The organism is Sphingobium sp. B2, assembly GCF_007693735.1.
Classification (GTDB): domain Bacteria; phylum Pseudomonadota; class Alphaproteobacteria; order Sphingomonadales; family Sphingomonadaceae; genus Sphingobium; species Sphingobium xenophagum.
The window spans coordinates 1,092,646-1,117,135 of record NZ_VDBZ01000001.1 but is presented as its reverse complement, the minus strand read 5'-3'; the positions used below and the strand labels follow the sequence as shown (position 1 = coordinate 1,117,135).

General features: G+C 63.0%; 21 protein-coding genes and 2 pseudogenes. 12 read left to right on the top strand and 11 right to left on the bottom strand.

The window, feature by feature from the left end:
• Positions 1-83: 83 nt before the first annotated feature.
• The 3 genes from FE851_RS05520 to serB all read right to left on the bottom strand — a co-directional run bounded on the left by FE851_RS05520 (position 84) and on the right by serB (position 2,945).
• Positions 84-1,634, bottom strand: coding sequence for a murein L,D-transpeptidase (locus FE851_RS05520; RefSeq protein ID WP_186378760.1), 1,551 nt, complete (start codon positions 1,632-1,634; stop codon positions 84-86).
• Positions 1,635-1,642: 8 nt separating this feature from the next.
• Complete coding sequence (locus FE851_RS05515; protein WP_107125151.1) at positions 1,643-1,897, bottom strand: hypothetical protein; 255 nt, start codon at positions 1,895-1,897, stop codon at positions 1,643-1,645.
• A 169-nt stretch (positions 1,898-2,066) separates the two neighbouring features.
• Positions 2,067-2,945, bottom strand: a complete 879-nt coding sequence (serB, locus tag FE851_RS05510; RefSeq protein ID WP_145200544.1) for a phosphoserine phosphatase SerB — start codon at positions 2,943-2,945, stop codon at positions 2,067-2,069.
• Here serB and miaA point away from each other — a divergent pair.
• The 7 genes from miaA to leuA all read left to right on the top strand — a co-directional run bounded on the left by miaA (position 2,944) and on the right by leuA (position 10,754).
• Positions 2,944-3,888, top strand: coding sequence for a tRNA (adenosine(37)-N6)-dimethylallyltransferase MiaA (miaA, locus tag FE851_RS05505; RefSeq protein ID WP_145200541.1), 945 nt, complete (start codon positions 2,944-2,946; stop codon positions 3,886-3,888). The genes serB and miaA overlap by 2 nt on opposite strands.
• Before the next feature lie 100 nt (positions 3,889-3,988).
• A complete protein-coding gene (locus FE851_RS05500) occupies positions 3,989-5,740 on the top strand; it encodes an acetolactate synthase 3 large subunit (protein WP_130752778.1) in 1,752 nt (583 codons plus the stop codon).
• 10 nt (positions 5,741-5,750) lie between these two features.
• Positions 5,751-6,110, top strand: a complete 360-nt coding sequence (locus FE851_RS05495) for a hypothetical protein (RefSeq protein ID WP_017184658.1) — start codon at positions 5,751-5,753, stop codon at positions 6,108-6,110.
• Positions 6,110-6,625, top strand: a complete 516-nt coding sequence (ilvN, locus tag FE851_RS05490; RefSeq protein WP_017184659.1) for an acetolactate synthase small subunit — start codon at positions 6,110-6,112, stop codon at positions 6,623-6,625. Before FE851_RS05495 ends, ilvN begins: the two co-directional genes overlap by 1 nt.
• Before the next feature lie 219 nt (positions 6,626-6,844).
• On the top strand, positions 6,845-7,864 hold the full coding sequence (gene ilvC / locus FE851_RS05485; protein WP_145200538.1) for a ketol-acid reductoisomerase: 1,020 nt from the start codon (positions 6,845-6,847) through the stop codon (positions 7,862-7,864).
• Between the two features lie 248 nt (positions 7,865-8,112).
• Positions 8,113-8,739, top strand: coding sequence for a YceI family protein (locus FE851_RS05480; protein ID WP_017184661.1), 627 nt, complete (start codon positions 8,113-8,115; stop codon positions 8,737-8,739).
• Between the two features lie 344 nt (positions 8,740-9,083).
• On the top strand, positions 9,084-10,754 hold the full coding sequence (leuA, locus tag FE851_RS05475) for a 2-isopropylmalate synthase (RefSeq protein ID WP_017184662.1): 1,671 nt from the start codon (positions 9,084-9,086) through the stop codon (positions 10,752-10,754).
• 92 nt (positions 10,755-10,846) lie between these two features.
• Here the strand turns inward: leuA and FE851_RS27230 are convergent.
• Together FE851_RS27230 and FE851_RS27225 are read right to left on the bottom strand one after the other, a co-directional pair.
• Positions 10,847-11,686: pseudogene (locus FE851_RS27230) on the bottom strand (peptidase dimerization domain-containing protein); the annotation flags it as partial.
• Positions 11,687-11,755: 69 nt separating this feature from the next.
• Positions 11,756-12,331 (bottom strand): annotated as a pseudogene (locus FE851_RS27225) (M20/M25/M40 family metallo-hydrolase); the annotation flags it as partial.
• Positions 12,332-12,625: 294 nt separating this feature from the next.
• Here FE851_RS27225 and FE851_RS05465 point away from each other — a divergent pair.
• Positions 12,626-13,930 carry a dicarboxylate/amino acid:cation symporter gene (locus FE851_RS05465; protein WP_145200535.1) on the top strand — a complete coding sequence of 435 codons (1,305 nt, stop codon included), beginning with the start codon at positions 12,626-12,628 and terminating at the stop codon, positions 13,928-13,930.
• A 126-nt stretch (positions 13,931-14,056) separates the two neighbouring features.
• The gene (gene trmFO, locus FE851_RS05460) at positions 14,057-15,400 is read left to right on the top strand and encodes a methylenetetrahydrofolate--tRNA-(uracil(54)-C(5))-methyltransferase (FADH(2)-oxidizing) TrmFO (RefSeq protein ID WP_026149581.1); all 1,344 of its coding nucleotides are present in this window, start codon (positions 14,057-14,059) and stop codon (positions 15,398-15,400) included.
• A 77-nt stretch (positions 15,401-15,477) separates the two neighbouring features.
• Here the strand turns inward: trmFO and FE851_RS05455 are convergent, their stop codons facing one another.
• Both FE851_RS05455 and FE851_RS05450 read right to left on the bottom strand, forming a co-directional pair.
• Positions 15,478-15,942 carry an EF-hand domain-containing protein gene (locus tag FE851_RS05455; RefSeq protein WP_017184666.1) on the bottom strand — a complete coding sequence of 155 codons (465 nt, stop codon included), beginning with the start codon at positions 15,940-15,942 and terminating at the stop codon, positions 15,478-15,480.
• Between the two features lie 35 nt (positions 15,943-15,977).
• Positions 15,978-16,628 carry a hypothetical protein gene (locus FE851_RS05450; protein ID WP_145200532.1) on the bottom strand — a complete coding sequence of 217 codons (651 nt, stop codon included), beginning with the start codon at positions 16,626-16,628 and terminating at the stop codon, positions 15,978-15,980.
• Positions 16,629-16,786: 158 nt separating this feature from the next.
• Between FE851_RS05450 and FE851_RS05445 the strand changes: the two genes are divergently transcribed.
• The 3 genes from FE851_RS05445 to FE851_RS05435 are packed head-to-tail and all read left to right on the top strand — an operon-like array spanning position 16,787 to position 20,074.
• Positions 16,787-18,769 (top strand): TadE/TadG family type IV pilus assembly protein, encoded by a 1,983-nt coding sequence (locus FE851_RS05445; RefSeq protein WP_261370856.1) that lies wholly within the window; start codon positions 16,787-16,789, stop codon positions 18,767-18,769.
• Positions 18,766-19,386 carry a TadE/TadG family type IV pilus assembly protein gene (locus FE851_RS05440; protein ID WP_017184669.1) on the top strand — a complete coding sequence of 207 codons (621 nt, stop codon included), beginning with the start codon at positions 18,766-18,768 and terminating at the stop codon, positions 19,384-19,386. Before FE851_RS05445 ends, FE851_RS05440 begins: the two co-directional genes overlap by 4 nt.
• A 10-nt stretch (positions 19,387-19,396) precedes the next feature.
• Positions 19,397-20,074, top strand: coding sequence for a TadE/TadG family type IV pilus assembly protein (locus tag FE851_RS05435; protein ID WP_145200529.1), 678 nt, complete (start codon positions 19,397-19,399; stop codon positions 20,072-20,074).
• A gap of 61 nt (positions 20,075-20,135) precedes the next feature.
• On the opposite strand, the gene FE851_RS05430 is transcribed toward FE851_RS05435, so the two are convergent.
• The 4 genes from FE851_RS05430 to eno form a co-directional block, all read right to left on the bottom strand.
• Complete coding sequence (locus tag FE851_RS05430; protein WP_145200526.1) at positions 20,136-21,518, bottom strand: pyruvate dehydrogenase complex E1 component subunit beta; 1,383 nt, start codon at positions 21,516-21,518, stop codon at positions 20,136-20,138.
• Complete coding sequence (pdhA, locus tag FE851_RS05425) at positions 21,518-22,594, bottom strand: pyruvate dehydrogenase (acetyl-transferring) E1 component subunit alpha (protein WP_026002681.1); 1,077 nt, start codon at positions 22,592-22,594, stop codon at positions 21,518-21,520. The genes FE851_RS05430 and pdhA overlap by 1 nt, the downstream gene beginning before the upstream one ends.
• Positions 22,595-22,818: 224 nt before the next feature.
• On the bottom strand, positions 22,819-23,130 hold the full coding sequence (locus tag FE851_RS05420; protein ID WP_017184673.1) for an FtsB family cell division protein: 312 nt from the start codon (positions 23,128-23,130) through the stop codon (positions 22,819-22,821).
• Positions 23,131-23,207: 77 nt separating this feature from the next.
• The gene (gene eno / locus FE851_RS05415) at positions 23,208-24,482 is read right to left on the bottom strand and encodes a phosphopyruvate hydratase (RefSeq protein WP_017184674.1); all 1,275 of its coding nucleotides are present in this window, start codon (positions 24,480-24,482) and stop codon (positions 23,208-23,210) included.
• Positions 24,483-24,490 lie beyond the last annotated feature (8 nt).

Genomic DNA, 24,490 nt, shown 5'->3' with positions numbered 1-24,490 from the left:
CATCAACAAGAGCAGCAAAGCGCCATGCGTTATCCGCAATAGCGCTGCTTATCATGTCCCAATGATGTGTCGCAACCAGACACCTAATCCCCGTCCCGCCCGTACACATCCGGCAGAAACTGCACCCCCTGCGCCGTGGGAACGGCGGTCAGATAGGTGAGATATACCGGCACTGGCTGCGGCAAAGGCCGATGCTGTTCCGGCGCGCTGCCGTCCGCCACGGGCTGCTTGCCGAAGAACCAGCGGCCAAGGCGCTGCGCATCCTCCAGACGGACGCAGCCGTTGCTGAAATGGCGTGCAGGCTTGGCGAACAGGTCGCGTGAGGGCGTGTCGTGCAGGTAGATGCCAAGGTCGTTGGGGAACATGAATTTCACCCGGCCCATGGCATTGTCGCCGCCCGGCAATTGCCGCACCCGCACTTCGCTGCGTCCCGCCGCGACCGAACCCCAGTCGACCGCGCTCTGGGCAAGAGGCGCGGGATTGGCGCTCCAGTCGGCCAATGCCTCATAATGCATGGCCTTGAGCGAGGCGCCTTTCAGGATTTTTGGCGCGACCCGGCTTTGCACCAGATCGGGCGGGATGTTCCAATAGGGGTTGAGCGTGGCGTAGCGGATCATGCCCGCCATCATCGGCGTCTGCGATTCCCTGGCGCCCGCCACGACCTTCATCGTGCCGTCGAGCGCGCCTTTGCTGTAATACCAGAGGCGCGCCGATGCGGCATCCACCACGACATGCCGCACCCAGGGTCCGGGCAGCAGCCGGGCCCGCTCCATATTGAGCGCCAACTGCCGGTCATAATAAGCCGGTCCCCGGTTGAGCGCGCTGATCGTCTGCCCGCCCGCTATGCCGTCCGCGGCCAGCCCATGATCGCTCTGGAACGCGCGCACACGCGCTGCCAGTGCCCGGTCATAGGCCGTGCCCTGGGCCAGGCCGAGCCGATGGCGCAGCAGCGCGATTTCCGGCGTATTGCCGCCGGGGCGCAGCTTCACCCCTTCCGGCACCGTAACGCCCGGCAGGTCGCCCCAACGCGCCCGGTAATCGGCGCGGGCCGTGCGCAGGCGCATATAGAAGGGACTCATCCAGCCAGCGGTCTGGATATAGTCGGTGAGCGACGGGGTCACGGCAGCGGCACGCAGCAGGTCCGATGGATCGGGATCGCGCGGTTCGACTTCCGGGTCCAAATAGCGCATGCCTATGGCGCGTGCGGGACGGCGCATGTCTGCGACCAGCGCGGCAAAGGCTTTTGACAGCGCCAGATCGGCGCGGGCCAATGCCTTGGGCGTGGGGCTGGCGTCCGCTTCCTCGATCAGGCGCTGGAGGCCGCGCGGATCATAGTCACGCGGGTCGAGGCCATCGACATCGACGCTGGCGATCAGCGCCAGCAATGCGTCGGCCTGCGGCCCGATCGCGTCCTTTTCCACCCAGAGCGGCCAATAGCCACGCGGGCCATAGAAATCCTTGAGCTTTCCGCTCACGCCCGCGCGAATTTCGCTCGCGACGCTGGCTTTGGCCGCGTCCGCAGGCGCATCGGCGAGCTGCGCACGCGCGGACACAGGCGGCGCGACGGCGCAGGCCGCAAGCAACAGAGCGAGGGGAAAGGCGCGGGCGCGGCGGTGGTGCCGCGCCCGGTTCATCTTACGGATCAGCCGCGTTCACCGCGACGGGGCGGCGGCGGCGGCGGCGGCGGCGGGCAAGGCGGACCCTGCACGGCATGATACATGCCGTCCGACGTGTAATAGCCATCGACATAGCCGTCGCCATCACGATCAGCAGCAACCGTGCCGGCAATCGCGCCCGGCCCGACGGGCGGCGCTGCGGTGACGGGCGGTTCATTCTTGGCGCAGGCGCTCAGCGCGAACAGCCCGGCGGCGGCCAAAGCCATATGGTTGATTTTCATATCTTCTCCCTGGGCGCGATGGCGGGGATCGCCGGACGCCGCATTGACCTCTAGCCGCAGCAGGTGCGACGCGAGGGCAACGTGCGAACCGCGCAAAATAATCCATTACCGGAGCGAAATGACGGCGAACAGTGGCTTAACCACGATAATGCGACGAAATGGCCGACAATCAGTCCTGCACCCAGTCGGCCGAGGCGATGCCCTGCGCATAGAGCAGCACGGAAAGGTCGCCATGGACGATTTCCGCTGCGGCCGCCGCGCGGGTCTTGGGCTTGGCATGATAGGCGACGCCCAGCCCCGCCCCTTCGATCATCGGAATATCATTGGCACCATCGCCCACAGCCAGCGTCAGCGCGCGATCCATGCCGCCAGCGATCATGGCTTCCAGTTCGGCCCGCTTGCGCGCGGCATCGACGATCGGGCGCGTGACAGTGCCGAGCAGCGCGCCGTCGGCAATCTCCAGCACATTGGCGACAGCAGCATCGAAGCCGATTTCCGCCGCGACCGGATCAGTGAAGCGGGTAAAGCCACCCGACACCAGCAGGGCTTTGGCACCCCGCGCCTTCATCGTGCGAACCAGTGCCCTGGCGCCGGGCATGATTGTCACCCGTTCGGCGCGGCAGCGGTCGATGGCGCTGTCCTCCAGTCCTTTGAGCAGCGCGACCCGTTCGTCCAGCGCGCCAGCAAAGTCCAGTTCGCCGCGCATCGCCCGTTCGGTGATCTCGGCGATCTGCGGCTTGATCCCGGCATAGTCGGCCAGTTCGTCGATACATTCGACCGTGATCATGGTCGAATCCATGTCGGCGATGATCAGCTTTTTTTCGCGGGTGGCGGCGGGTTGGACGATCACGTCGATGCCCTGCCCCAGATCGGCAAGCGCGGCACGCGCCCCGACGGGATCGGCAGCGAAAAGGATGTCGGCGGCTTTGCCCGCGTCCAGCCAGATTATATCGCCCGGCCTGCATCCCGCCTGGGCGAGTCTGTCCGCCCCTTGCGCAATATCCCCCTGCCCCATCGAGGCGCTTGCCACTAAGGTCGCGACGAACATGCACACTCCTGAACCACAACAGGGCGAATCCCGCCCACGGGTCGCGCTTATTGCCGGGCCGACCGCCAGCGGCAAGAGCGCGCTTGCCATTGCGCTGGCCAAAGCCGCAAATGGCATCGTCATCAATGCCGACGCCAGCCAGGTCTATGCCGATCTGGCGATCCTGTCCGCCCGGCCTTCGCCAGAGGAAATGGGCGACGTGCCGCACAAGCTGTTCGGCCATATCGACGGGGCGGAGGCCTGCACCGCACCGCGCTGGGCGGCGGAGGCCAAGGCAGAGATTGCTGCCGCCCATGAAGCCGGACGCCTGCCTGTGCTGGTCGGCGGGACCGGCCTTTATATCCGCACGCTGCTGGACGGCATCGCGCCGGTGCCTGAGATCGACCCGGAGATTCGCGCGACGGTGCGAGCGCTTCCTGTCGCCGACGCTCACGCGGCATTGCGCGTCGAAGATCCCGAAGCCGCCGCCCGGCTGGCCCCTGCCGACACAACGCGGGTGGCGCGGGCGCTGGAGGTCGTGCGATCGACCGGCAAGCCGCTCAAAGCCTGGCAGCAGCATAAAAGCGGCGGCATCGGCGACGCCATCACCCTGACTCCGATGATCCTGCTGCCGCCGCGAGAGTGGCTGATGGAGCGGTGCGACCGGCGGTTCGGGCAGATGATGGAACAGGGCGCAGTGGCGGAGGTGGAGGCGCTGCTGGCGCGCAATCTGCACCCCGACCTGCCGGTGATGCGGGCGATCGGCGTGCCGGAAATCCGCGGCTGGATCAAAGGCGACACTGAGCTGGACATAGCAATTGAAAAAGGTCGGCTGGCGACGCGGCAATATGCCAAGCGGCAATATACCTGGTTTTCGAACCAGCCGCCGCCAGGCTGGCCGCGCGAAAGGTGGCATATTGATGATAAAATTATCAGCGAATTGGCAATTAAATTACAACAATAGTATTTGACACGTCATTTTGTGTCAGATAGTGGCGGCTACCTTGCCATTTCGCGTCGCTTGACGCAAAGGGCCCGGCTTGAACAATGCGAAGGAATCTATCGTGGCCGAAAAGAGCGGCGCGGACATTTTGGTCGAATGCCTGCTGGATCTGGGTGTCGAAGTCGTGTTCGGCTATCCGGGCGGCGCAGTGCTGCCCATTTACGACGCACTCTTCAATCATCCCACGATCAAGCATGTGCTGGTCCGCCACGAACAGGGCGCGACCCATATGGCGGAGGGCTATGCCCGGTCGACCGGCAAGCCCGGCGTCGTCCTGGTCACGTCCGGCCCCGGCGCGACCAATGCCGTCACCGGCATCACCGACGCGCTGATGGATTCGATCCCCATGGTCGTCATCACCGGCCAGGTTCCGACCCAGCTGATCGGTACCGACGCTTTTCAGGAAGCGGATACGGTCGGCATCACGCGCCACTGCACCAAGCATAATTATCTGGTGAAAGACCCGGCCAAACTGGCGGGCGTCATTCATGAGGCGTTTCATATCGCCACGACTGGCCGCCCCGGCCCCGTCGTCATCGACATTCCAAAGAATGTCCAGATCGCCACCGCGCCCTACAAGCGTCCCGCGCCGGTCGCCCATGCCAGCTATCATCCGCAGACCAAGGCGGACGCCGCCGGGATCGACGTTGCGGTCGAGATGCTGGCCGCGGCGGAACGGCCGGTTTTCTATACAGGCGGCGGCGTCATCAACAGCGGGCCGGAAGCATCCACCCTGTTGCGCGAACTCGCAGCCCTGACCGGCGCGCCCGTCACGTCGACGCTGATGGGTCTGGGCGCCTATCCCGCGACCGGCCCGCAATGGCTGGGCATGCTGGGCATGCACGGCACCTACGAAGCCAATTTCGCGATGAACAAGGCGGACCTCATCATCTGCGTCGGCGCGCGTTTCGACGACCGGGTTACCGGCCGTCTGGACGCTTTCGCGCCCAACAGTCGCAAGGTCCATATCGACATCGACCGCAGCAGCATCAACAAGATCGTCGATGTCGACGTCGCCATCGTCGCCGATGTCGGCAGCGCGATGGCGGACATGGTGGCGCTGTGGAAGGCGCGCGGTCATGAGGCCGCCGACCTGTCGGCGTGGTGGGCGCAGATTGACGGCTGGCGTGCGAAAAAGTCGCTTGGCTATGCCGAAGACGGCGCCGAAATCATGCCCCAGCGCGCGATCGCCGACCTGTACTCGGCCTGCACCGCGACCGGCAAGGACGTCATCATCACCACCGAAGTCGGCCAGCACCAGATGTGGGCGGCGCAGCATTTCGGCTTCGATGCGCCCAACAAATGGCTGACCTCCGGGGGCCTTGGCACGATGGGCTATGGTTTCCCGGCCGCCATCGGCGCGCAGATGGGCAATCCCGACAGCCTGGTCATCTGCGTCGCGGGCGATGCGTCGATCCAGATGAACATTCAGGAAATGGGAACGGCCAGCCAGTATCGCCTGCCGGTCAAGATCTTCATCCTGAACAATGAATATATGGGCATGGTCCGCCAGTGGCAGGAACTGACCTATCAAAGCCGCTATTCGAACAGCTATTCCGACAGCCTGCCCGATTTCGTGAAGCTGGCCGAAGCCTATGGCTGGACCGGCATTCGGATCGAAGGGCCGGACGATCTGGAAAGCGGCATCCGCGCCATGATCGACACGCCCGGCCCGGTGATCGTCGACTGCCGCGTGGCCAAATTGTCCAACTGTTTCCCGATGATCCCGTCGGGTGCGGCGCATACCGACATGCTGCTCGACCCCAGCCAGGTGAAGGGCAGCATGACGGACGAAGCCAAGGCGCTGGTATGAGGATGACGGTGTGACGCAGCACCTGAAACTGCGCATTCACGTCACGGAACCATGGGATTTCGAGCGGAACGTGGGCAGCGCCGAGTTGACCGGCTGGACCATCGACCATGCCGACCCGGACAATGACGAATGGGAAGTGCATCTGGACCAGGGGTTCGACCATCATGAGCGGCATATCGGCACGCTGCTGATCGGCCCGCGCTATGTGGGCGAGCATCTGAGCCGGATGTTCGATGCGGTTACGGGCTTCCCCGTCCGCCTCGCCCACCGGCAGGATGGCGGCTGGCACTATGCCTTTACGGCGATGATTTCGCAGCGACCCGACAAGGCGGACGGGGACGCAGAGCAGGAAAACGGGACAAGCATCTGATGCATATTCAGGAAGAATTGAGCCAGCGACACGTCCTGTCGCTGACCGTCTCGAACGAGGCCGGCATTTTGGCGCGCATCGCGGGCCTGTTCACCGCGCGCGGCTATAATATCGACAGCCTGACCGTGGCCGACATCACCCCGGATCATGGCGTAAGCCGCATCACCATCGTCACCAATGGCCCGCCCAAGGTGATCGACCAGATCATCGCCCAGCTCGACCGGCTGGTCCCGGTGCACAAGGTGACGGACCTGACCGAAAGCGGCCCGTTCGTCGAACGCGAACTGGCGCTGGTCAAGGTGTCCGGCACGGGCGAGGACCGGATCGAGGCGCTGCGCCTGGCCGATGTGTTCCGCGCCAAGGTGGTCGACACGACGATCGAAAGCTTCATTTTCGAAATCACCGGCACCACCGACAAGGTGGACAATTTCGTCGGCCTGATGCGCCAGATCGGCCTGGTCGAGGTTGGCCGCACCGGTGTGGTCGGCCTGATCCGGGGGAAAGAAGCGATTTAACCTGAATTCTCCTCTCCCCGGCGGGGAGAGGAAGCGAGACCAGGCAGTCGATTTAGAGCACATGACTCTGATCGACTGCCTGGTCGCAGCTGGAGAGAGGGCTGACACAGCGGTCCTCCTCTCCAACTTCATCTAGGCACGGCTTGGCCGCGCCAAGATTTCGTATCCTCTCCCCTGAAGGGGCGAGGAAAATGGCACGGTTCGAGGGAAGAGACACTCATGAAGGTTTATTACGATCACGACGCGGACATCGGCCTGATCAAGGGCAAGAAGATCGCTATTCTGGGCTATGGTTCGCAGGGTCATGCCCATGCGCAAAACCTGCGCGACAGCGGCGTTGCGGAAGTCGCCATCGCGCTGCGCCCCGGTTCGGCGTCGGCCAAGAAGGCCGAAGGCGCCTGGTTCAAGGTGTTCCCGAACGCCGAAGCCGCCGCCTGGGCCGATGTCCTCATGATCCTGGCCCCCGACGAGCATCAGGCCGCCATCTACGCCGACGACATCCACGCCAATCTGCGCCCCGGCGCGGCGCTGGCCTTTGCCCATGGCCTGAACGTCCATTTCGGTCTGATCGAACCGCGCAAGGATGTGGACGTCATCATGATCGCGCCCAAGGGTCCGGGCCACACCGTGCGCAGCGAATATCAGCGCGGCGGCGGCGTCCCCTGCCTGATCGCCGTCTATCAGGACGCAACCGGCAACGCCCATGACATCGCCCTGTCCTACGCCAGCGGCGTTGGCGGCGGACGCAGCGGCATCATCGAAACCAACTTCCGCGAGGAATGCGAAACCGACCTGTTCGGCGAGCAGGCCGTGCTGTGCGGCGGCGCGACTGCGCTGGTCCAGGCCGGCTTCGAAACGCTGGTGGAAGCCGGTTACGCACCCGAAATGGCCTATTTCGAATGTCTGCACGAGCTCAAGCTGATCGTCGACCTGATGTATGAAGGCGGCATCGCCAACATGCGCTATTCGATCAGCAACACCGCCGAATATGGCGACATCAAGACCGGCCCGCGCATCATCACCGAAGAAACCAAGAAGGAAATGAAGCGCGTATTGGCCGACATCCAGTCGGGCCGCTTCGTCAAGGACTTCGTGCTCGACAACCGCGCCGGTCAGCCGGAGCTGAAGGCCAGCCGCATCGCGGCCAAGCGTCACCCGATCGAGGAAACCGGCGCCAAGCTGCGCGCGATGATGCCCTGGATCGCCGCCAACAAGCTGGTGGATCAGGAAAAGAACTGACCGATCATTCCTCCCCTGCAAGGGGAGGGGGACCGCCGCGTAGCGGTGGTGGAGGGGTGTCACTCTATCGTGAGGGCGACACCCCTCCGTCTGGCCTTCGGCCATCCACCTCCCCTCAAAGGGGAGGATTTTTGATCTCGTGACAGCGCCAGAAGGGGGAACGATCCGTTTCTGGTTACGGCTCTGGAACTTGTCGGGGGCGCTGCCTATTGTGGTAGCGCCCCTTGATCGTTGTGGAGAGTTTTCCCATGCAAAAATATCTCATCCCCGCCGCTGCCCTGATCGCCCTGACCGGCGGCACCGTCCTGATCGCGCAGGCGCCGATGACCGCGCCCGGCACCAAGGATCCGGCCAAGGTGACAGGCGGCACCTACACCGTCGATCCGGGCCATACCCAGGTGGTTTTTGCGTGGGACCATATGGGTTTCACCAGCAATATGGGGACCATCGCCGAACCGACCGGCACGTTGACGCTGGACAAGGCGAACCCGGCCGCGTCCAAAGTGTCCGTCACCTTCACGGTCGCCAATCTGCGCACGGGCGTACCCAAGCTGGACGAGCATCTGATGAAGGCGGATTTCTTTGACGCCGCCAAATTCCCGACCGCGACCTTCGTGTCGACCAGCGTGAAGCCCGATGGCGCGACCGGCGCGGACATCACCGGCAATCTGACGATCAAGGGTGTGACCAAGCCCGTGACGCTGGACGCTGAACTTTATGGCGCGGGCAAGGCTCCGGCGATGGCGGGCGGCAAGGAAAATGTCGGCTTCGTCGCGACCACGACGATCAAGCGCAGCGATTTCGGCATGGCCTATGGCGTGCCGATGGTTGGCGACGCGATCGAACTGAAAATCGTCGCCGCGTTCCAGAAGTAAGGCCATCAATCCACCTCCGTCACCCCGGACTTGCTCCGGGGTCCAGAGCGTCCGGCGCTGTGTGCCGGACCCTGGATCCTGACTTTCGTCAGGATGACGGATCCGGGTTGGGCAATAACCACTGGACGCCCCGCCACAAAAGCGGCTATGCCGTCCCCATCATGCAGAGCGCGACGCTTCTTCCCCTGCTACGACTTACACGCCCTTAGGCGTGGTTTTTGCGCTGTCTTTCGATTATGGGCAGCAACGATACGCCTAAGGGCTTCCTTTTCGCTGATCATCGTTAACCGGGCTGCGCGCCAACGAATAGCCGCGCGCCCGTTCGCAAAAGAAGTAGCTGACCCATGATGTTGACTGATCCATCCCAGAAATATCGCGCCTTCCCCCAGATCGACCTGCCCAACCGCCAATGGCCGGGCAATGTCATCACCAGCCCCCCACGCTGGCTCTCGACCGATCTGCGCGATGGCAATCAGGCGCTGATCGACCCGATGAATGCGGAGAAGAAGAGCCGCTTCTTCGACCTGCTGGTGAAAGTCGGCGTCAAGGAGATCGAGGTCGGTTTCCCGTCCGCTGGCGCGACCGAATTCGACTTCATCAGCGCGCTGGTGAAGGATGGGCGCATTCCCGACGATGTTATGGTGCAGGTGCTGACGCAGGCGCGTGAGGATCTGATCGCGACGACGTTCGAAAGCCTGCGCGGCGCGAAGAAGGCGATCGTCCATGTCTATAACGCGGTGTCGCCTGCCTGGCGGCGGATCGTGTTCGGAATGGAGCGCCCGCAAATCAAGGAGATCGCCGTCACCGCTGCCAAGCTGCTGCGCGACAATGCGGCGGCCCAGCCCGATACCGACTGGCATTTTGAATATTCGCCCGAAACCTTCTCCACCGCTGAACTGGATTTCAGCCTGGAATGTTGCGAGGCGGTGATGGACATTTTGATGCCCACGCCCGACAAGCCGCTGATCCTGAACCTGCCCGCGACGGTCGAGTGCGCCACGCCCAACATCTATGCCGACCAGATCGAATGGATGTGCCGCCATATCAGCAAGCGCGATAGTGTCGTCATCTCACTGCACCCGCATAATGATCGCGGTACTGGCGTTGCAGCGGCGGAACTCGGGCTGATGGCGGGCGCGGATCGTGTCGAAGGTTGTCTGTTCGGCAATGGCGAGCGCACAGGCAATTGCGATCTGGTGACGGTGGCGCTCAACATGTACACGCAGGGGATCAACCCCGGTCTGGACTTCAGTGACATTGATGAGGTCATTCAGACGGTCGAATATTGCAATCAACTGCCCGTCCATCCGCGCCATCCCTATGCTGGCGAACTGGTGTTCACGGCCTTCTCCGGCAGCCACCAGGACGCGATCAAGAAGGGCTTTGCCGCGCAGGAAGCGCGCAACGACCTGATCTGGGACGTCCCTTACCTGCCGATCGACCCCAAGGATCTGGGCCGCGACTATGAGGCGGTGATCCGGGTCAATTCGCAGTCGGGCAAGGGCGGCGTCGCCTGGGTATTGCAGCAGGACAAGGGCTTCAAGCTGCCCAAGCGGATGCAGGCCGATTTCAGCCGCGTGGTGCAGGGCATGGCCGACCAGTCCAGCCGCGAGCTCAATGCCGCCGACATCTGGACCGCGTTCCAAGACCATTATCATCTGGGCGGCGAACAGGCCTATCGCCTGATCGACTATCAGGAAGGCGGCGCGGCAGGCGACCGCATCTTCACCGGCAAGATCGCGCACAAGGGCGGCGAACGCTCAATTTCGGGGCGTGGCAACGGCCTGCTGTCGTCCGTGCTGGCCGCGCTGCGCGAGGAACTGGGCGTCGAACTGGAAATCGCCGACTATAGCGAACATGCGATCGGATCGGGCAGCGATGTGAACGCCGCCGCCTATGTCGAATGCCGCACACCCGACGGGCGCACGATATTCGGCGTGGGAACCGACGCCGACGTCGCGACCGCATCGGTTCAGGCCGTGCTGTCGGCCGCCAATGCGGTGGCGCGGGGGTAATATCCTCACCGTTCGGGCTGAGCGAAGCGAAGTGCCCTCCCGCTGGTCGGGCGAGCCCTTCGACTTCGCTCAGGGCGAACGGAGGTTGCGTTCTACTTCGCCAATGCCCGCAGCACAGTGTCCCATTGCAGCAGCGACTCCCCGATCCCCGCCACCGGCACCCGCTCGTTCAGACCGTGGGCAAAACCATCCTCCGCCTTCATGAACAGGCTGGAGACGCCGTAGCTCGGCACCCCCAGCGCGCGGAAATAGAGGCTGTCGGTCGCGCCCGCCGACATGCCGGGCATGACTATGATGTCAGGCGAACGGGCGGTTACCGCGTCGCGCACCACCTTCATGACGTCGGCGCGAAGGGGTGACGCATCGCTGGCCAGCGGATCGCCCAGCGTTTTGACGGTCGCGCCGCTGTCGGCCACCACTTTCACCAGTTCCGCCTTTACAGCCTCAATAGCCACGCCGGGGAAGATGCGACAATTGACCATCACCCTGGCGCTCTGTGGCAGGGCGTTGAGCGCATGGCCCGCCTGCGCCATGGTGGCGACGCATGTGGTGCGGACCTGCCCGACAAATTCCGGCCTGGTCGACAGCAATTCCGCCGCCGCCGCATCGCCCGTTTCGGCATAACGCCGCATCGCCGCGCCAACCTCTCCGCCGATCCGGTTTGCCGACAGCGCCAGCGACGCCCTGGTCAGTTCATTGCGCATGGCGGGGAATTGATAGGCGGCGATCCTGTCGATTGCTTTGGCCAGCCGATAGATGGGATTGCCCGGCGTCGGCGCGCTCGAATGCCCGCCCGGATCGGTGAAGGCGATTTCGAAATCGGCATAGGTCTTCTCACCGGCCTGCAATTGATAGAGGACCGGCTTCCCCTCCTCATTCAGCAGTCCGCCGCCGCCATCGCCGTTCAGCAGCATTTCCGCGTCCTTATATCTGTCTCTTATACACATCTAGATGTGTATAAGAGACAGATAGAGGACCGGCTTCCCCTCCTCATTCAGCAGGCCGCCGCCGCCATCGCCGTTCAGCAGCATTTCCGCGTCCTTATATTGCGCCGCCAGCGCCCTGGTCGTCACCATCGCGGTTTCTTCATCGCCTGACAGCAGCAGGATGACGGTGCGGCGCGGGGTCCAGCCCTGCTTTTTCAGTTGCGCCAGCGTCGCGACCATCATCGCGACGTCATATTTATTGTCCTCTGCACCGCGCCCGAAAATATAGCCATTTTCCTCGACCGGGACGAAGGGGTCGCGGGTCCAGTCCGCCCGATCCGCCGCCACCACGTCCATATGGCCGATCATCAGGAGCGGTTTGAGCTTGGCGTCACGCCCCTTGATCGTCGCGGCCAGCGTCGCCGTCTCGCCCATTGGCGTGATGACGATGTCCGCATCGGCAAAGCCAGCGCTTTTCAGTACCGATGCGTAATAGGCCGCCAGCTTTGGCACCTGCCCCGCCCCCTCGACCGTGCGGAAGGCGACCGAGCGCATCAATATATCCTTCGCCGCCGCCGGGTCAGCCGCCGCCATCGCCCCTTGTGGCAGCATCGCCGCCGCGCCCGCCAACAGCCCCAGTCGCCAGTTCATATATGCCCTTTCAATTCATTTGCCCGGCAATGTGGCATAGTGGTGGGCAGTGCTCCACCCATTCCTCCCCTTTAAGGGGAGGGGGACCGTTCGCGTAGCGAATGGTGGAGGGGTGTCATCCTATCGAGAGGGTGACACCCCTCCGTCTGGCTCCGCCATCCACCTCCCCTGTAAGGGGAGGATGCAGACAGGCCCCACCCCGGCAAAAACTAAACCCGGCGCAATTTTTGCTTGCGCGCAATTATATGTCGTCGTCCCATATTGATCGGCCTTAGCCCCGCAGGACGTTCAGCCATGGCCCTACCCTATCGCAGTTTCGGATTTCAGGTGCTGGTCGGCATGGTCGCCGGACTGGCGCTGGGCCTTGTCGCCCGCCAGATCGGCGCGGGACCGGATGGCGACCTCAACTGGCTGGCAACCACGCTCCAGACGGTCGGGTCGATCTTCGTTTCCCTGCTGAAAGCCATCGTCCCGCCATTGGTGTTCGCGGCCATCGTCGCGTCGATCGCCAATTTGCGCGCGCTCGACAATGGCGCGCGGCTGGCCGGGCAGACCTTGTTATGGTTTGCCATCACGGCCCTGATCGCGGTCATCATCGGCCTTGCCATCGGCCTGATCGTCCAGCCGGGCGTGGGGCTGAGCACCGCTGCGCTTGCCACCAAGCAGCCGGACTCCGTGGGCGGCTGGCTCGATTTCCTCAAAGGGTTGGTGCCGGGCAACAGCCTGGCGCTGAGCGGCAGCACCTCGGTCGGTGCGGATGGCACGGCCAGCACCAGCATCGGTTTCAACATCCTGCAATTGCTGGTCATCGCCATCGCCGTCGGGCTGGCGACGCTGAAGGTCGGGGAGAAGGCGGAGCCGTTCCTTGCCTTCGTCCGGTCCCTGCTGGCGGTCGTGCGGGCACTGCTGGGCTGGGTCATCCGCCTGACGCCGATCGGCTCGGCAGGCCTGATCGGCGCGGCGGTCGCGACCTATGGCTGGGACGCGCTGGCACGGCTGGGCGTGTTCACCGGCGCCATCTATCTGGGTTTGGCGATCGTCCTGCTGATCGTTTACCCCACGCTGCTGATCGCCCATGGCCTGAAACCCCTGCCCTTCTTTGCGAAGGCATGGCCCGCGATCCAGCTGGGGTTCGTCTCCCGCTCCTCGGTCGGCACCATGCCGGTCACCGAAGCCGTGACCGAACGGCTGGGCGTCGACAAGAGCTACGCCGCCTTCGCCATTCCGCTGGCGTCGACCACCAAGATGGACGGCTGCGCGTCGATCTACCCCGCGCTGTCGGCGATCTTCGTCGCGGGCTTTTACGGCATCCCGCTGAGCGCGGTCGATTATGCGCTGATCGCGCTGGTATCGGTGATCGGTTCGGCAGCAACGGCTGGCCTGACCGGCGCGACCGTGATGCTGACGCTGACCCTGTCGACTCTCGGTCTGCCGCTGGAGGGCGCAGGGCTGCTGCTGGCGATCGACCCGATCCTCGACATGGGCCGTACGGCGGTCAACGTCACGGGGCAGGTGCTGGTGGGTGTGGTTGTCGCCAAGCGCGAGGGGATTTTGGACGAGAGCGCTTATTATGGCGAGCGCGCATTGGTGGGGGCTTGAGCGCCCGCCGGTCCGCGCCATGACGATCGCATGGCTATGAAGCTGCATCACTGCCCTGTCCTGCCGCGTCACCTTGGTCTATAGGCCGTGGCCCGAACAGCAGAAGTGCGACATCAAGGCGGATCAGTGACAGAATATCAGGTGCATATCATCGGCGGCGGTTTGGCCGGGTCCGAGGCGGCGTGGCAATTGGCGCAGGCGGGGGTGAAGGTGCGCCTGTCGGAAATGCGCGGCGCGGGGGATATGACCCCAGCGCACCAGACCGAGGGCCTCGCTGAACTGGTCTGTTCCAACAGTTTCCGATCCGACGATGCCGACAAGAATGCGGTAGGGCTGCTGCATCAGGAAATGCGGCGGCTCGATTCCGTCATCATGGCGCAGGCCGAGCCGGCCAAGGTGCCCGCCGGCTCCGCCCTGGCGGTGGATCGGCACGTCTTTTCAGGTGGCGTCACCCGCGCGCTTGCCGATCATCCCAATGTCGAGATTGTCCGCGAACGCATCGACACGCTGCCCACGTCCGGCATGACCATCGTGGCGACCGGGCCGCTGACCGCGCCTGCGCTGGCGGCCAGCATCGGCCAGGCGGCTGGCATGGAGCATCTGGCCTTTTTCGACGCGATCGCGCCGGTCGTCCATCATGACAGCATCGACATGGATCAATGCTGGATGGCCAATCGCTGGGACAAGATCGGCCCCGGCGGTGGCGAGGGCAAGGATTATATCAACTGCCCGATGAACCGGGAGCAATATGAGGCTTTCGTCCAGGGTCTGATCGACGGCGAAAAGACCGAGTATAAGGAGTGGGAGGCCAACACCCCCTATTTCGAGGGCTGCATGCCGATCGAGGTGATGGCGTCACGCGGCCCGGAAACGCTGCGTCATGGGCCGATGAAGCCGATGGGGCTGGACAATCCGCGCACCGGGCGCTGGCCCTATGCCGTCGTGCAGCTGCGGCAGGACAATGCCAGCGGCACGTTGTGGAACATGGTCGGGTTCCAGACCAAGCTGAAACATGGCGCGCAGGTCGAACTGTTCCGGACCATACCAGGGCTGGAAAAGGCCGAATTTGCGCGGCTGGGCGGGCTGCATCGCAATACGTTCATCCAGTCGCCCAAGCTGCTCGATCCGACGCTGCGCCTCAAAAGCGCGCCGCATATCCGCTTTGCCGGGCAGATGACGGGGTGCGAGGGCTATGTCGAAAGTGCCGCGATCGGGCTGCTGGCCGGGCGGTTCGCAGCGGCGGAATTGCAGGGCCGCGTCATGACGCCGCCGCCCGCCGACACCGCACTGGGCGCGCTGCTTGGCCATGTGACGGGCAATGTCGTGAGTGCCGACTATCAGCCGATGAATGTCAATTTCGGCCTGTTTCCGACACTGGACGAGGTGAAGAAAAAGCAGCGCAAGGAGGCCTATACGGCGCGCGCGCGCGCGTCGCTGGGGGCGTGGCTGGGCGAGATGGAGATCGCCTGAACAACAAGGTGCTCCCGCGCAGGCGGGAGCCTAGTTCGGAGCGTGGGACTGGGTTCCCGCCTGCGCGGGAACACGAATCAGCATTTGCACTTGGGCTTTGCGCTGCGTTTGGGCGCTGTCGCCGCGAACTCCGCCGGGGTGAGCTTGCCGTCCTTGTTCCCGTCCGCCGCGCCAAAACGATCCGATGTCGCGACCGCCCACTCCTCGAAAGAGAGGAGATTGTCGCCATCCTTGTCGAGCGCCTTGAACGCCTTGGTCCGGCTGCCCATCATCTCGATCCGGGTGATGACGCCATCGCGATTGCGGTCGTAACGGGCAAAACGCCGTTGCTCGCGGCTTTGCGGGCTGGCCTCGGCCGGCATGGGCGGCGCGTCGCCGATGGCGTCTGGATCGCCCTGCGGCAGGCTCTCGACCGGCGGCGGTGGCGGCGGGGCGAATGCGAGTTGCGGGACCGGCTGGTTGCTCGCTCGCCCCTGCCACCAGAACAGGCCGCCCGCGATCAGCAGCAGCATCGCCATCGCGCCTGCCAGCAATCGCCCCATGCCCTTATTCTCCCCGGCTGCTTCTCCAAGCTATCCTAGCGCCCGAACAGCGCAACCCGCAACAGCCGCAACGCCAAGGCGCGCGGCATGGCGGCGGGCGCGCGGCGTCCGGCCAGCACATCCTGCCGGGCGAGCGTATAGGCGATCCGCAGCGGCTTCCAGGCGCGCGGCCAGGCGGGTGGCGGGTCCGTCACGAGTTGCTTGGCCAGCGCCAACGCTTCATCGGCCAGCCGATCATCGCCGACATGGCCCGAAAGATCCCATAGTGCCCACACCTGCCCCGCCTGCACCAGCCAGTCGGGGGCGTCCGCCTCCCCCGCCAGGGCGCGGAACAGCCCGCCGCCGCGTCCCGCCGCATAGCTGCGCAGGCTCGCCACATCGATTTCCGGCTCCACCACCAATATTTCCCAGCCGTCGATCATCGCGACCAGTCCCGGCGCGGCGGCGGCGCCCGTCGCGCGCATCGCGTCGATCACTGGCTCCCCCTGCCCCTTCGTCCCCGATGCATCGTCGATGACGTCATTCCACCATGCCAGCCGCATCTGGCCGATCGTGGGCTCGCTGGTCGATCGCGCGATATGCGCCAGCCGCCGATCATAGGCCCAGATCGCCCGATGCCGCGCCCCGTCCGCCCCGGCATGGGCGCTCAGCAGCGTCGCCAGCGGGGAAAGGCCATCATCAGGCACGGTAGTTATCGGTCCTTTAACCATCTTCCTCATACACATTCTAACCAGAGTGCCTGCATAGGCGAACAGAATTGCCCCGCCCGGACATGGGGGGTGTTGGGCGCGACATGGGTGATTGCGGACAGATGGGCAAGCAGATCAATCGGACGAACGGGTTTATGGCCCGGTTGGCACATAACGAGGCTGGCAATGTCCTTGCCATCGTTGCCGCGGCGATTTTCCCGCTGGCGGGCCTGATCGGCGGGGGTATCGACGTCAGTCGGCTCTATCTGGCCAAGACCCGCCTTCAGCAGGCATGCGACGCGGGCGCGCTGGCGGGGCGCCGCTCCATGTCCGGCATTACCTGGACGACCGGCGCAAACAGCAATGAAGAAACCGCCAAGAATTTCTTCAATCTGAATTTTCCCGCCAACAAATATGGCGCTGGGGCACCCACGATCCACTATGCCGCATCAAACACCGGCGCCGTGACCGGCACCGCGTCCGTCGCGGTGCCCATGACGCTGATGAAATTGTTCGGCTTCAGCAGCCGTACCATTTCGGCTGAATGCACGGCGGACCTGCAACTGCCCAACACGGACGTCATGTTCGTGCTCGACACCACCCTGTCGATGAACGACGTCAACCCCGGCGACAGCGAAAGCCGCATCGCCGTGCTACGCACCGCCGTCCAGAATTTCTACAATGCCCTGCAACAGGTGAAGCCGGCGGGCAGTCATATCCGCTATGGTTTCGTGCCCTATTCCTCGACGGTCAATGTCGGCATGTTGCTCAAGCGCAACTGGATTCAGGACAATCCGGTCTATGATTCCCGCGTGCCGGACGGAACGTCGGTTATTCCTGGGTCAACACAGGGCGGAACCATCACTACCAACACATCTGTCGTGGATAGTGGCAATACGTCGACGGGCACCAAATATCAGGGCTCTTCGGAAACATGCTCCGCGCCGGCAAATTCGCTGAGCGATACCTACACCGCATGGTCGGCATGGTCGCCGTCCGCCACCGCCCTGCCCCGATCGCGGACACGCGTCCGGACGCGCAACGGCGTCACCTATTCGGCAGGCCTGAATAAAGGCGTGTGCTGGATAACGCCGACCAACTATAATAATTTGATCGAAACCTATACCCAGACTGTGTCAGAAAATCCCAATGCCGGTGACCAGAATGCGGATGGGACAGCCTATCACTGGATCTACAAGCCAGTGACATACCCCGCGGCCGATTTGAAGGGCGCCGGTTCGGGCGATGAACTGGTCAGCGGCGGCTTTTTCACAGCACCAGTATCCAATAATTTCACCGCGGCTCGAAAAATCAGTTGGACTCAGGCCAACGCCTGCATCGAGGAACGCGCCACCCGTCGCAACAATGAAGGGACTGATGTTCCCCGTTACGACATGGACATCGATCTGATTCCCGATCCGGCCAAGCCTGAAACGCAATGGAAGCCATTCCTCCCTGGGGTTGTCTATGGCCGCCGCGCCAGTGGTGCAACCTCGACGTCGGGCTGGGAATATAGCGGTTCGGCGCCGACCTACACCCGCGTCGTGTCGCCCAATTCCACGACCAACTATTACACGCCCAATGGGTCAACCGACCAATATGCCGCCTGTCCGACCTATGCGCGCAAGCTGGCGGAAATCGACTCCTCTACCCTGTCGACCTATATGAAAGGGCTGACGACGGCGGGCTTTACCTATCATGATATCGGCATGCTCTGGGGCCTGCGTCTCATGTCACGCGAAGGCTTGTTCGCGGCCGAGCATGCAGCAGCGGAATCGACCGGGCGCTACGCCCGCAACCTCATCTTCATGACCGACGGTGAAACCGACACGCGCATTGGCAGCTATGACGCATGGGGTGTGTCCGCCGTGTCCCGGCGCCGGACATCCACGGCGTCCATCCCAACCAACGCCGATCAGAATGCCATCACGGAAGCTCGTCTCACTGAATTGTGCACGATTGCCAAGACCCAGAAGAATATCACCGTCTGGGTCATCGCCTTCGGCACCAATCTCACGACGCTACTGTCGAACTGCGCATCGCCGGGCCGTGCCTATCAGGCGGACAATGCCGATCAGTTGACGACGACCTTCTCCCAGATCGCGTCGCAGATCGCCCAATTGCGGATCACACGATGAAACGCGCTGTCTCGCGATGGCCCGGCAGGGGGCTGCTGCGCGCCCTGCGCCGTGACAAGCGCGGGGTGACGGTCCTGGAATTCGCCTTTGTCGCGCCGGTACTGATCCTCATCCTGATGTTCCTGTTCGACACTGCCTATTATCTTTATGCGCGGGCGATTTTGAGCGGGGAGGTACAGGCAGCCGGGCGCGCATCGGCGCTGGAAACGGCAACCCAAGCCAATCGCGATGCGCTCGACGGGGTCGTGGAAGCGTCGGTAAAGCGCCTCGTGGCGGGCGGCGATTTCAGCTTCTCGCGCATGGCGTACAAATCCTATGGCCGCGCGCAATCGAAGGCCGAAGCCTTTGTCGACGGGAATGGCGACGGCATATGCAACAATAACGAAACCTTCGATGACGCCAACGGCAACAATGTGCGCGATCTGGATTCAGGCGTGACTGGCCAGGGCGGTGCGAAAGACGTGACCATCTATACCGTGACGCTGCGCTACAATCGCATCTTCCCGATGGCCTATCTGCTGGGCTGGTCGCAACAAGTGACCATGGCGTCCAGCACCATCCTGCGCAACCAGCCCTTCGACAAGCAGTCCGAACCCCTCACCGGCAATTGCATATGAAGATCACAGCATGACCGCGATCCTGACTTCCCCTTCCGCCCTTCGCAACGGATGGCGACATCATGCGCGCAGTCTGCGGCGCAGTGAAAGCGGCATGGCGCTGGTGGAATTCGCCATGGTACTGCCTTTCCTCATGATCCTGACGACATCGGCGCTGGAACTGACCAACTATGCCATCACGGTAAAACGGGTCGGCGAACTGGGCGTGATGGTGTCGGACAATGCGTCCCGCATGGGCGCGCAAAGCGCGATCAACGACAAGCCGATCAGCGAAGCGGAAATCAACGATGTGTTCATCGGCGCGGATCTTCAGGCATCGGGCCTGAACCTGGCAGCCAACAGCCGCATCATCCTGTCCAGCCTGCAACGCAACGGCGATGGCGGGCAGACGATCAAATGGCAGCGCTGTTTTGGAGCGGTCAACTATGCCTCGGCCTATGGCACGCAGGGCACTGGCGCAACGGGTACATCGTTCGCGGGCATGGGACCGACCGGCAAGGAATTGAAGGCCGCAGCCGGAACCGCCGTGATGTTCGTAGAAATCCGATATCGTTACAAAAGGCTGATGCCGTTATTCTGGTTGCCGCTTAATGACATCACCGAAACATCAGCCTTCAATGTCCGCGACAGCCGCGATCTGTCCAAGGTTTACAATTCGGAAAATGTCACAGCCTCGACCTGCTCCTGACGGGCCGTAGCGACTGAAAGAAGAAACGGGCGGCGTTTGTCCGCCGCCCGCTCCCTGATATTTATTTGTAGCAGACCTTCTTCGCCGCTGCGACGACGCGGGCCGAATCGATCAGGGCTGCCTTTTCCAGGTTCGCGGCATAGGGCAGCGGCACGTCTTCGTTCGCGACGCGCAGGACCGGGGCGTCGAGATCGTCAAAGCCCTGTTCCATGACCACGGCGGCGATTTCCGACGCGATCGAGCAGGTCGGCCAGCCTTCTTCCACCACGACAAGGCGGTTGGTCTTTTTCAGGCTTTCCAGCACCGTCGCCGTATCCAGCGGGCGCAGGGTGCGCAGGTCGATGACTTCCGCATCGATACCTTCTGCCGCCAGCGTCTCGGCGGCTTCGAGGGCAAGGCCAACGCCGATCGAATAGCTGACCAGCGTGACGTCGCTGCCCGGCCGCATGATCCGTGCCTTGCCGATCGGCAGGACATAATCATCGATCTTGGGCACGTCGAAGCTGCGACCGTAGAGCAGTTCGTTTTCAAGGAACACGACCGGGTCCTGGCTGCGGATCGCGGCCTTGAGCAGCCCCTTGGCATCGGCAGCATCATAAGGGGCGATGACGATCAGGCCGGGGACGGCGGCATACCAGGGGCCGTAATTCTGGCTATGCTGCGCACCCACGCGGCTGGCCGCGCCATTGGGACCACGAAACACGATCGGGCAACGCATCTGGCCGCCGGACATATAATTGGTCTTGGCCGCCGAGTTGATGATGTGGGCGATCGCCTGCATGGCGAAGTTGAAGGTCATGAATTCCACGACCGGGCGCAAACCGCCCATCGCCGCGCCGGTGCCGATGCCGGCAAAGCCATATTCGGTGATCGGCGTGTCGATGACCCGCTTGGCGCCGAACTCGTCGAGCAGCCCCTGCGTTACCTTATAGGCGCCCTGATATTCGGCGACTTCCTCACCGATCACGAACACGCGCTCATCGGCACGCATTTCCTCGGCCATGGCGTCGCGCAGCGCTTCGCGGACCGTGGTTTTGACGAACTCGGTGCCTTCGGGGATGGCAGGATCCTGAACCGACGCCTTGACGTTGCTGGCCAGCTTGGACGTGCCGCTCTCGGCCTTCTTCGGCGCTTCGGACGCGGCGTCCGCCTTGGGCGTTTCCTTGGCTTCGGCCTTGGGTGCGGGCGCAGCTTCTTCGCCGCCCTCGCCCGCCATTTCGGCGATCACGGTGCCGACCTTCACGCCTTCGGTGCCCTCGGCAATCATGATCTTGCCGATCTTGCCTTCGTCGACCGCCTCGAATTCCATCGTCGCCTTGTCGGTTTCGATTTCGGCCAGAATGTCGCCCGAACGGACCTCATCACCTTCCTTGACCAGCCATTTGGCCAGCGTGCCCTCTTCCATCGTCGGCGAGAGCGCCGGCATCTTGATTGCGATACCCATTAATATTGCTCCACCAGCACGTCTGTATAGAGTTCAGCCATCTCCGGCTCAGGCGACGTTTCAGCAAAATCAGCGGCTTCGCTGACGATCTTGCGAATGTCCTGATCGATCTTCTTGAGTTCGTCCTCACCCACGCCTTGCGCGGAGAGATAGGCTTTGACGCCCTCGATCGGGTCGGACTTGTCGCGCATCGCCTGGACTTCCTCACGCGAGCGATATTTGGCCGGGTCGGACATGGAGTGGCCGCGATAGCGGTAGGTTTTCATTTCCAGCAGGATGGGGCCATTGCCGCCCTGCACCCATTTGAGCGCTTCCTCGGTCGCGCCGCGCACGGCCAGCACGTCCATGCCGTTGACCTGGATACCGGGAATGCGGAAGCTTTCGCCCCGACGATAGAGCTGGTCCTCGGCCGACGAGCGGTTGACGCTGGTGCCCATGGCGTACTGATTATTTTCGATGACGAAAATGATCGGCAGCTTCCACAGTTCGGCCATGTTGAAGGATTCATAGACCTGGCCCTGGTTGGCCGCGCCGTCGCCGAAATAGGCGACGCACACGCCGCCATCGCCATTATATTTGTGCGCAAAGCCCAGCCCTGCGCCCAGCGACACCTGCGCACCGACAATGCCATGGCCGCCGTAAAATTTATGTTCGACGCTGAACATGTGCATCGAACCGCCCTTGCCACGGGAAATGCCCGCTTCACGGCCAGTCAGTTCTGCCATGATGACATTGGGGTCGATACCATAGGCCAGCATGTGGCCATGGTCGCGATAGCCGGTGATAACGCTGTCCTTGCCGGGCTTGAGCGCCGACTGGATGCCGACGGCAACCGCTTCCTGGCCGATGTAAAGATGACAGAAGCCACCGATAAGGCCCAGGCCGTAAAGCTGCCCGGCTTTTTCTTCAAACCGGCGGATGAGGACCATCTGTCGGTAGAATTCCAGCAACTCTTCCTTGGATGCCTTGTAATCAGTGGGAGTTTCAGGGCGAGGCCGGTTATGGTCCGCGCCGGCGGCGGGTGCAGCCGCCTTTGCCGTTGCGCGTGAAGGACGCGGCGTCGTTGGTTTCGCCAAGGCTCTTATCCTTTTGCGTGGGGTAGGATGGAAGGAAGTCCGATATAGCGGGAGAGCTGGAGATATTGCAACGACGAAGCCCCTGAATCCGGGCCAGATCAATAAGAATTCCGCAAACTTCACCCCATCTGCGAAGTTTGCAAAGCCAAGATCAATCCGTCCGCAGTAAAATTGCGGCTACGGCGATTTCTACGCAAAAACCTTACGTTTTCCTTGAAGGCGGCTCAGTTGAGCGGAACGATCACTTCGTCATGGTGGATGACGCCGAGCTGGCGACGGATCAGTTCATCGGCCAGATCGGGATCGACACGGCGCGGATCGAGCGCCTCGACGCGATTGCGCAATTCGGCGCGCGTCGCCTGCGTGCTTTTCAGTTCGGCCTTGGCTGCGCGCAACTGACGCGAATAATCGCCCCACGCCAGCACCCCGTTCGACCCCAGCACGACATAGAGGGCAAAGACGAGCAGCAGAAGCAGCGCGACCGCCGGACCAAAGGCCGAGAAAAGAAGGGAACGAAGCTTCGCGATGTGCGCCATGACCAAGATGAATCACAGGGAGAGACTGGCCGCAAGTAAAAAATGGTTAACTTGCGGCCAACCGAATCCCGACAGTTTTAGCGGAAGATGGAGCGGCCCGCATAGACGGCGATGTCGCCCAGTTCTTCCTCGATACGGATGAGCTGATTATATTTGGCGAGCCGGTCGGAACGCGCGAGCGAACCCGTCTTGATCTGACCGCAATTGGTGGCGACGGCGAGGTCCGCGATGGTCGCGTCCTCGGTCTCGCCCGACCGATGCGACATGACGGCAGTGTAGCGCGCGCGATGGGCCATATCGACGGCCGCCAGCGTCTCGGTCAGCGTGCCGATCTGGTTGACCTTGACCAGCAACGAATTGGCCAGCCCCATGTCGATGCCCATGGCCAGACGCTTGGGATTGGTCACGAACAGGTCGTCGCCGACCAGCTGGACCGAACCGCCGATCTTGTCGGTCAGCGCTTTCCAGCCTTCGAAATCATCCTCGCTCATGCCATCCTCGATCGACTTGATTGGATAGTCGGCGCACAGGGCGGCAAGATAATCGGCCATTTCGACCGGGCTGAGCGACAGGCCTTCGCCCGAAATCTCATATTTGCCGTTCTTGAAAAATTCGGTCGCGGCGCAATCGAGCGCCAGCACGACATCGTCGCCCGGCTTGTAGCCCGCCTTTTCGACCGACAGCATGATGAAGTCGAGCGCGTCGCGGGTAGAGGCGATGTTGGGGGCAAAGCCGCCCTCATCGCCCACCGACGTCGCCAGCCCCTTGTCATGCAGGCCTTTTTTCAGCGTGTGGAAGATTTCCGACCCGATCCGCACGGCGTCGGCGATGCTTTCCGCGCCGACCGGCATGATCATGAATTCCTGAAAGTCGATCGGATTGTCGGCATGTTCGCCACCGTTGATGATGTTCATCATCGGCACCGGCAGGACATGCGAGGACACGCCGCCGACATAGCGGTACAGCGGCAGGCCGCGCGCATCGGCAGCCGCCTTCGCCACCGCCAGGCTGACGCCCAGGATCGCGTTGGCGCCAAGGTTCGACTTGTTGTCGGTGCCGTCCAGCTCGATCATCGCGGCGTCGACTTCGCCCTGATCTTCCGCGTCCAGGCCGATCAGTTGTTCGGCAATCGTGTCATTGACGGCGGCAACCGCCTGCAGCACGCCCTTGCCCATATAGCGGCTCTTGTCGCCGTCGCGCTTTTCCACCGCTTCATAGGCGCCGGTCGATGCACCGGACGGGACGGCGGCGCGGCCAAAGCTGCCATCTTCAAGGGTGACGTCGACTTCGACGGTGGGGTTGCCCCGGCTGTCGAAAATCTGGCGGGCGTGAATGTCGAGAATGGCGGTCATGGTCGCTC

Bases quoted from the DNA above. Each gene is read 5' to 3' on its own strand.
- ilvC (WP_145200538.1), top strand. From the start codon at position 6,845: ATGAAGGTTTATTACGATCACGACGCGGACATCGGCCTGATCAAGGGC.
- FE851_RS05465 (WP_145200535.1), top strand. From the start codon at position 12,626: ATGGCCCTACCCTATCGCAGTTTCGGATTTCAGGTGCTGGTCGGCATG.
- FE851_RS05445 (WP_261370856.1), top strand. From the start codon at position 16,787: ATGGCCCGGTTGGCACATAACGAGGCTGGCAATGTCCTTGCCATCGTT.
- FE851_RS05455 (WP_017184666.1), bottom strand. From the start codon at position 15,942: ATGGGGCGATTGCTGGCAGGCGCGATGGCGATGCTGCTGCTGATCGCG.
- FE851_RS05435 (WP_145200529.1), top strand. From the start codon at position 19,397: ATGACCGCGATCCTGACTTCCCCTTCCGCCCTTCGCAACGGATGGCGA.
- FE851_RS05520 (WP_186378760.1), bottom strand. From the start codon at position 1,634: ATGAACCGGGCGCGGCACCACCGCCGCGCCCGCGCCTTTCCCCTCGCT.
- miaA (WP_145200541.1), top strand. From the start codon at position 2,944: ATGCACACTCCTGAACCACAACAGGGCGAATCCCGCCCACGGGTCGCG.
- leuA (WP_017184662.1), top strand. From the start codon at position 9,084: ATGATGTTGACTGATCCATCCCAGAAATATCGCGCCTTCCCCCAGATC.
- serB (WP_145200544.1), bottom strand. From the start codon at position 2,945: ATGTTCGTCGCGACCTTAGTGGCAAGCGCCTCGATGGGGCAGGGGGAT.
- eno (WP_017184674.1), bottom strand. From the start codon at position 24,482: ATGACCGCCATTCTCGACATTCACGCCCGCCAGATTTTCGACAGCCGG.
- FE851_RS05420 (WP_017184673.1), bottom strand. From the start codon at position 23,130: ATGGCGCACATCGCGAAGCTTCGTTCCCTTCTTTTCTCGGCCTTTGGT.
- FE851_RS05440 (WP_017184669.1), top strand. From the start codon at position 18,766: ATGAAACGCGCTGTCTCGCGATGGCCCGGCAGGGGGCTGCTGCGCGCC.
- FE851_RS05515 (WP_107125151.1), bottom strand. From the start codon at position 1,897: ATGAAAATCAACCATATGGCTTTGGCCGCCGCCGGGCTGTTCGCGCTG.
- ilvN (WP_017184659.1), top strand. From the start codon at position 6,110: ATGCATATTCAGGAAGAATTGAGCCAGCGACACGTCCTGTCGCTGACC.
- FE851_RS05480 (WP_017184661.1), top strand. From the start codon at position 8,113: ATGCAAAAATATCTCATCCCCGCCGCTGCCCTGATCGCCCTGACCGGC.
- FE851_RS05430 (WP_145200526.1), bottom strand. From the start codon at position 21,518: ATGGGTATCGCAATCAAGATGCCGGCGCTCTCGCCGACGATGGAAGAG.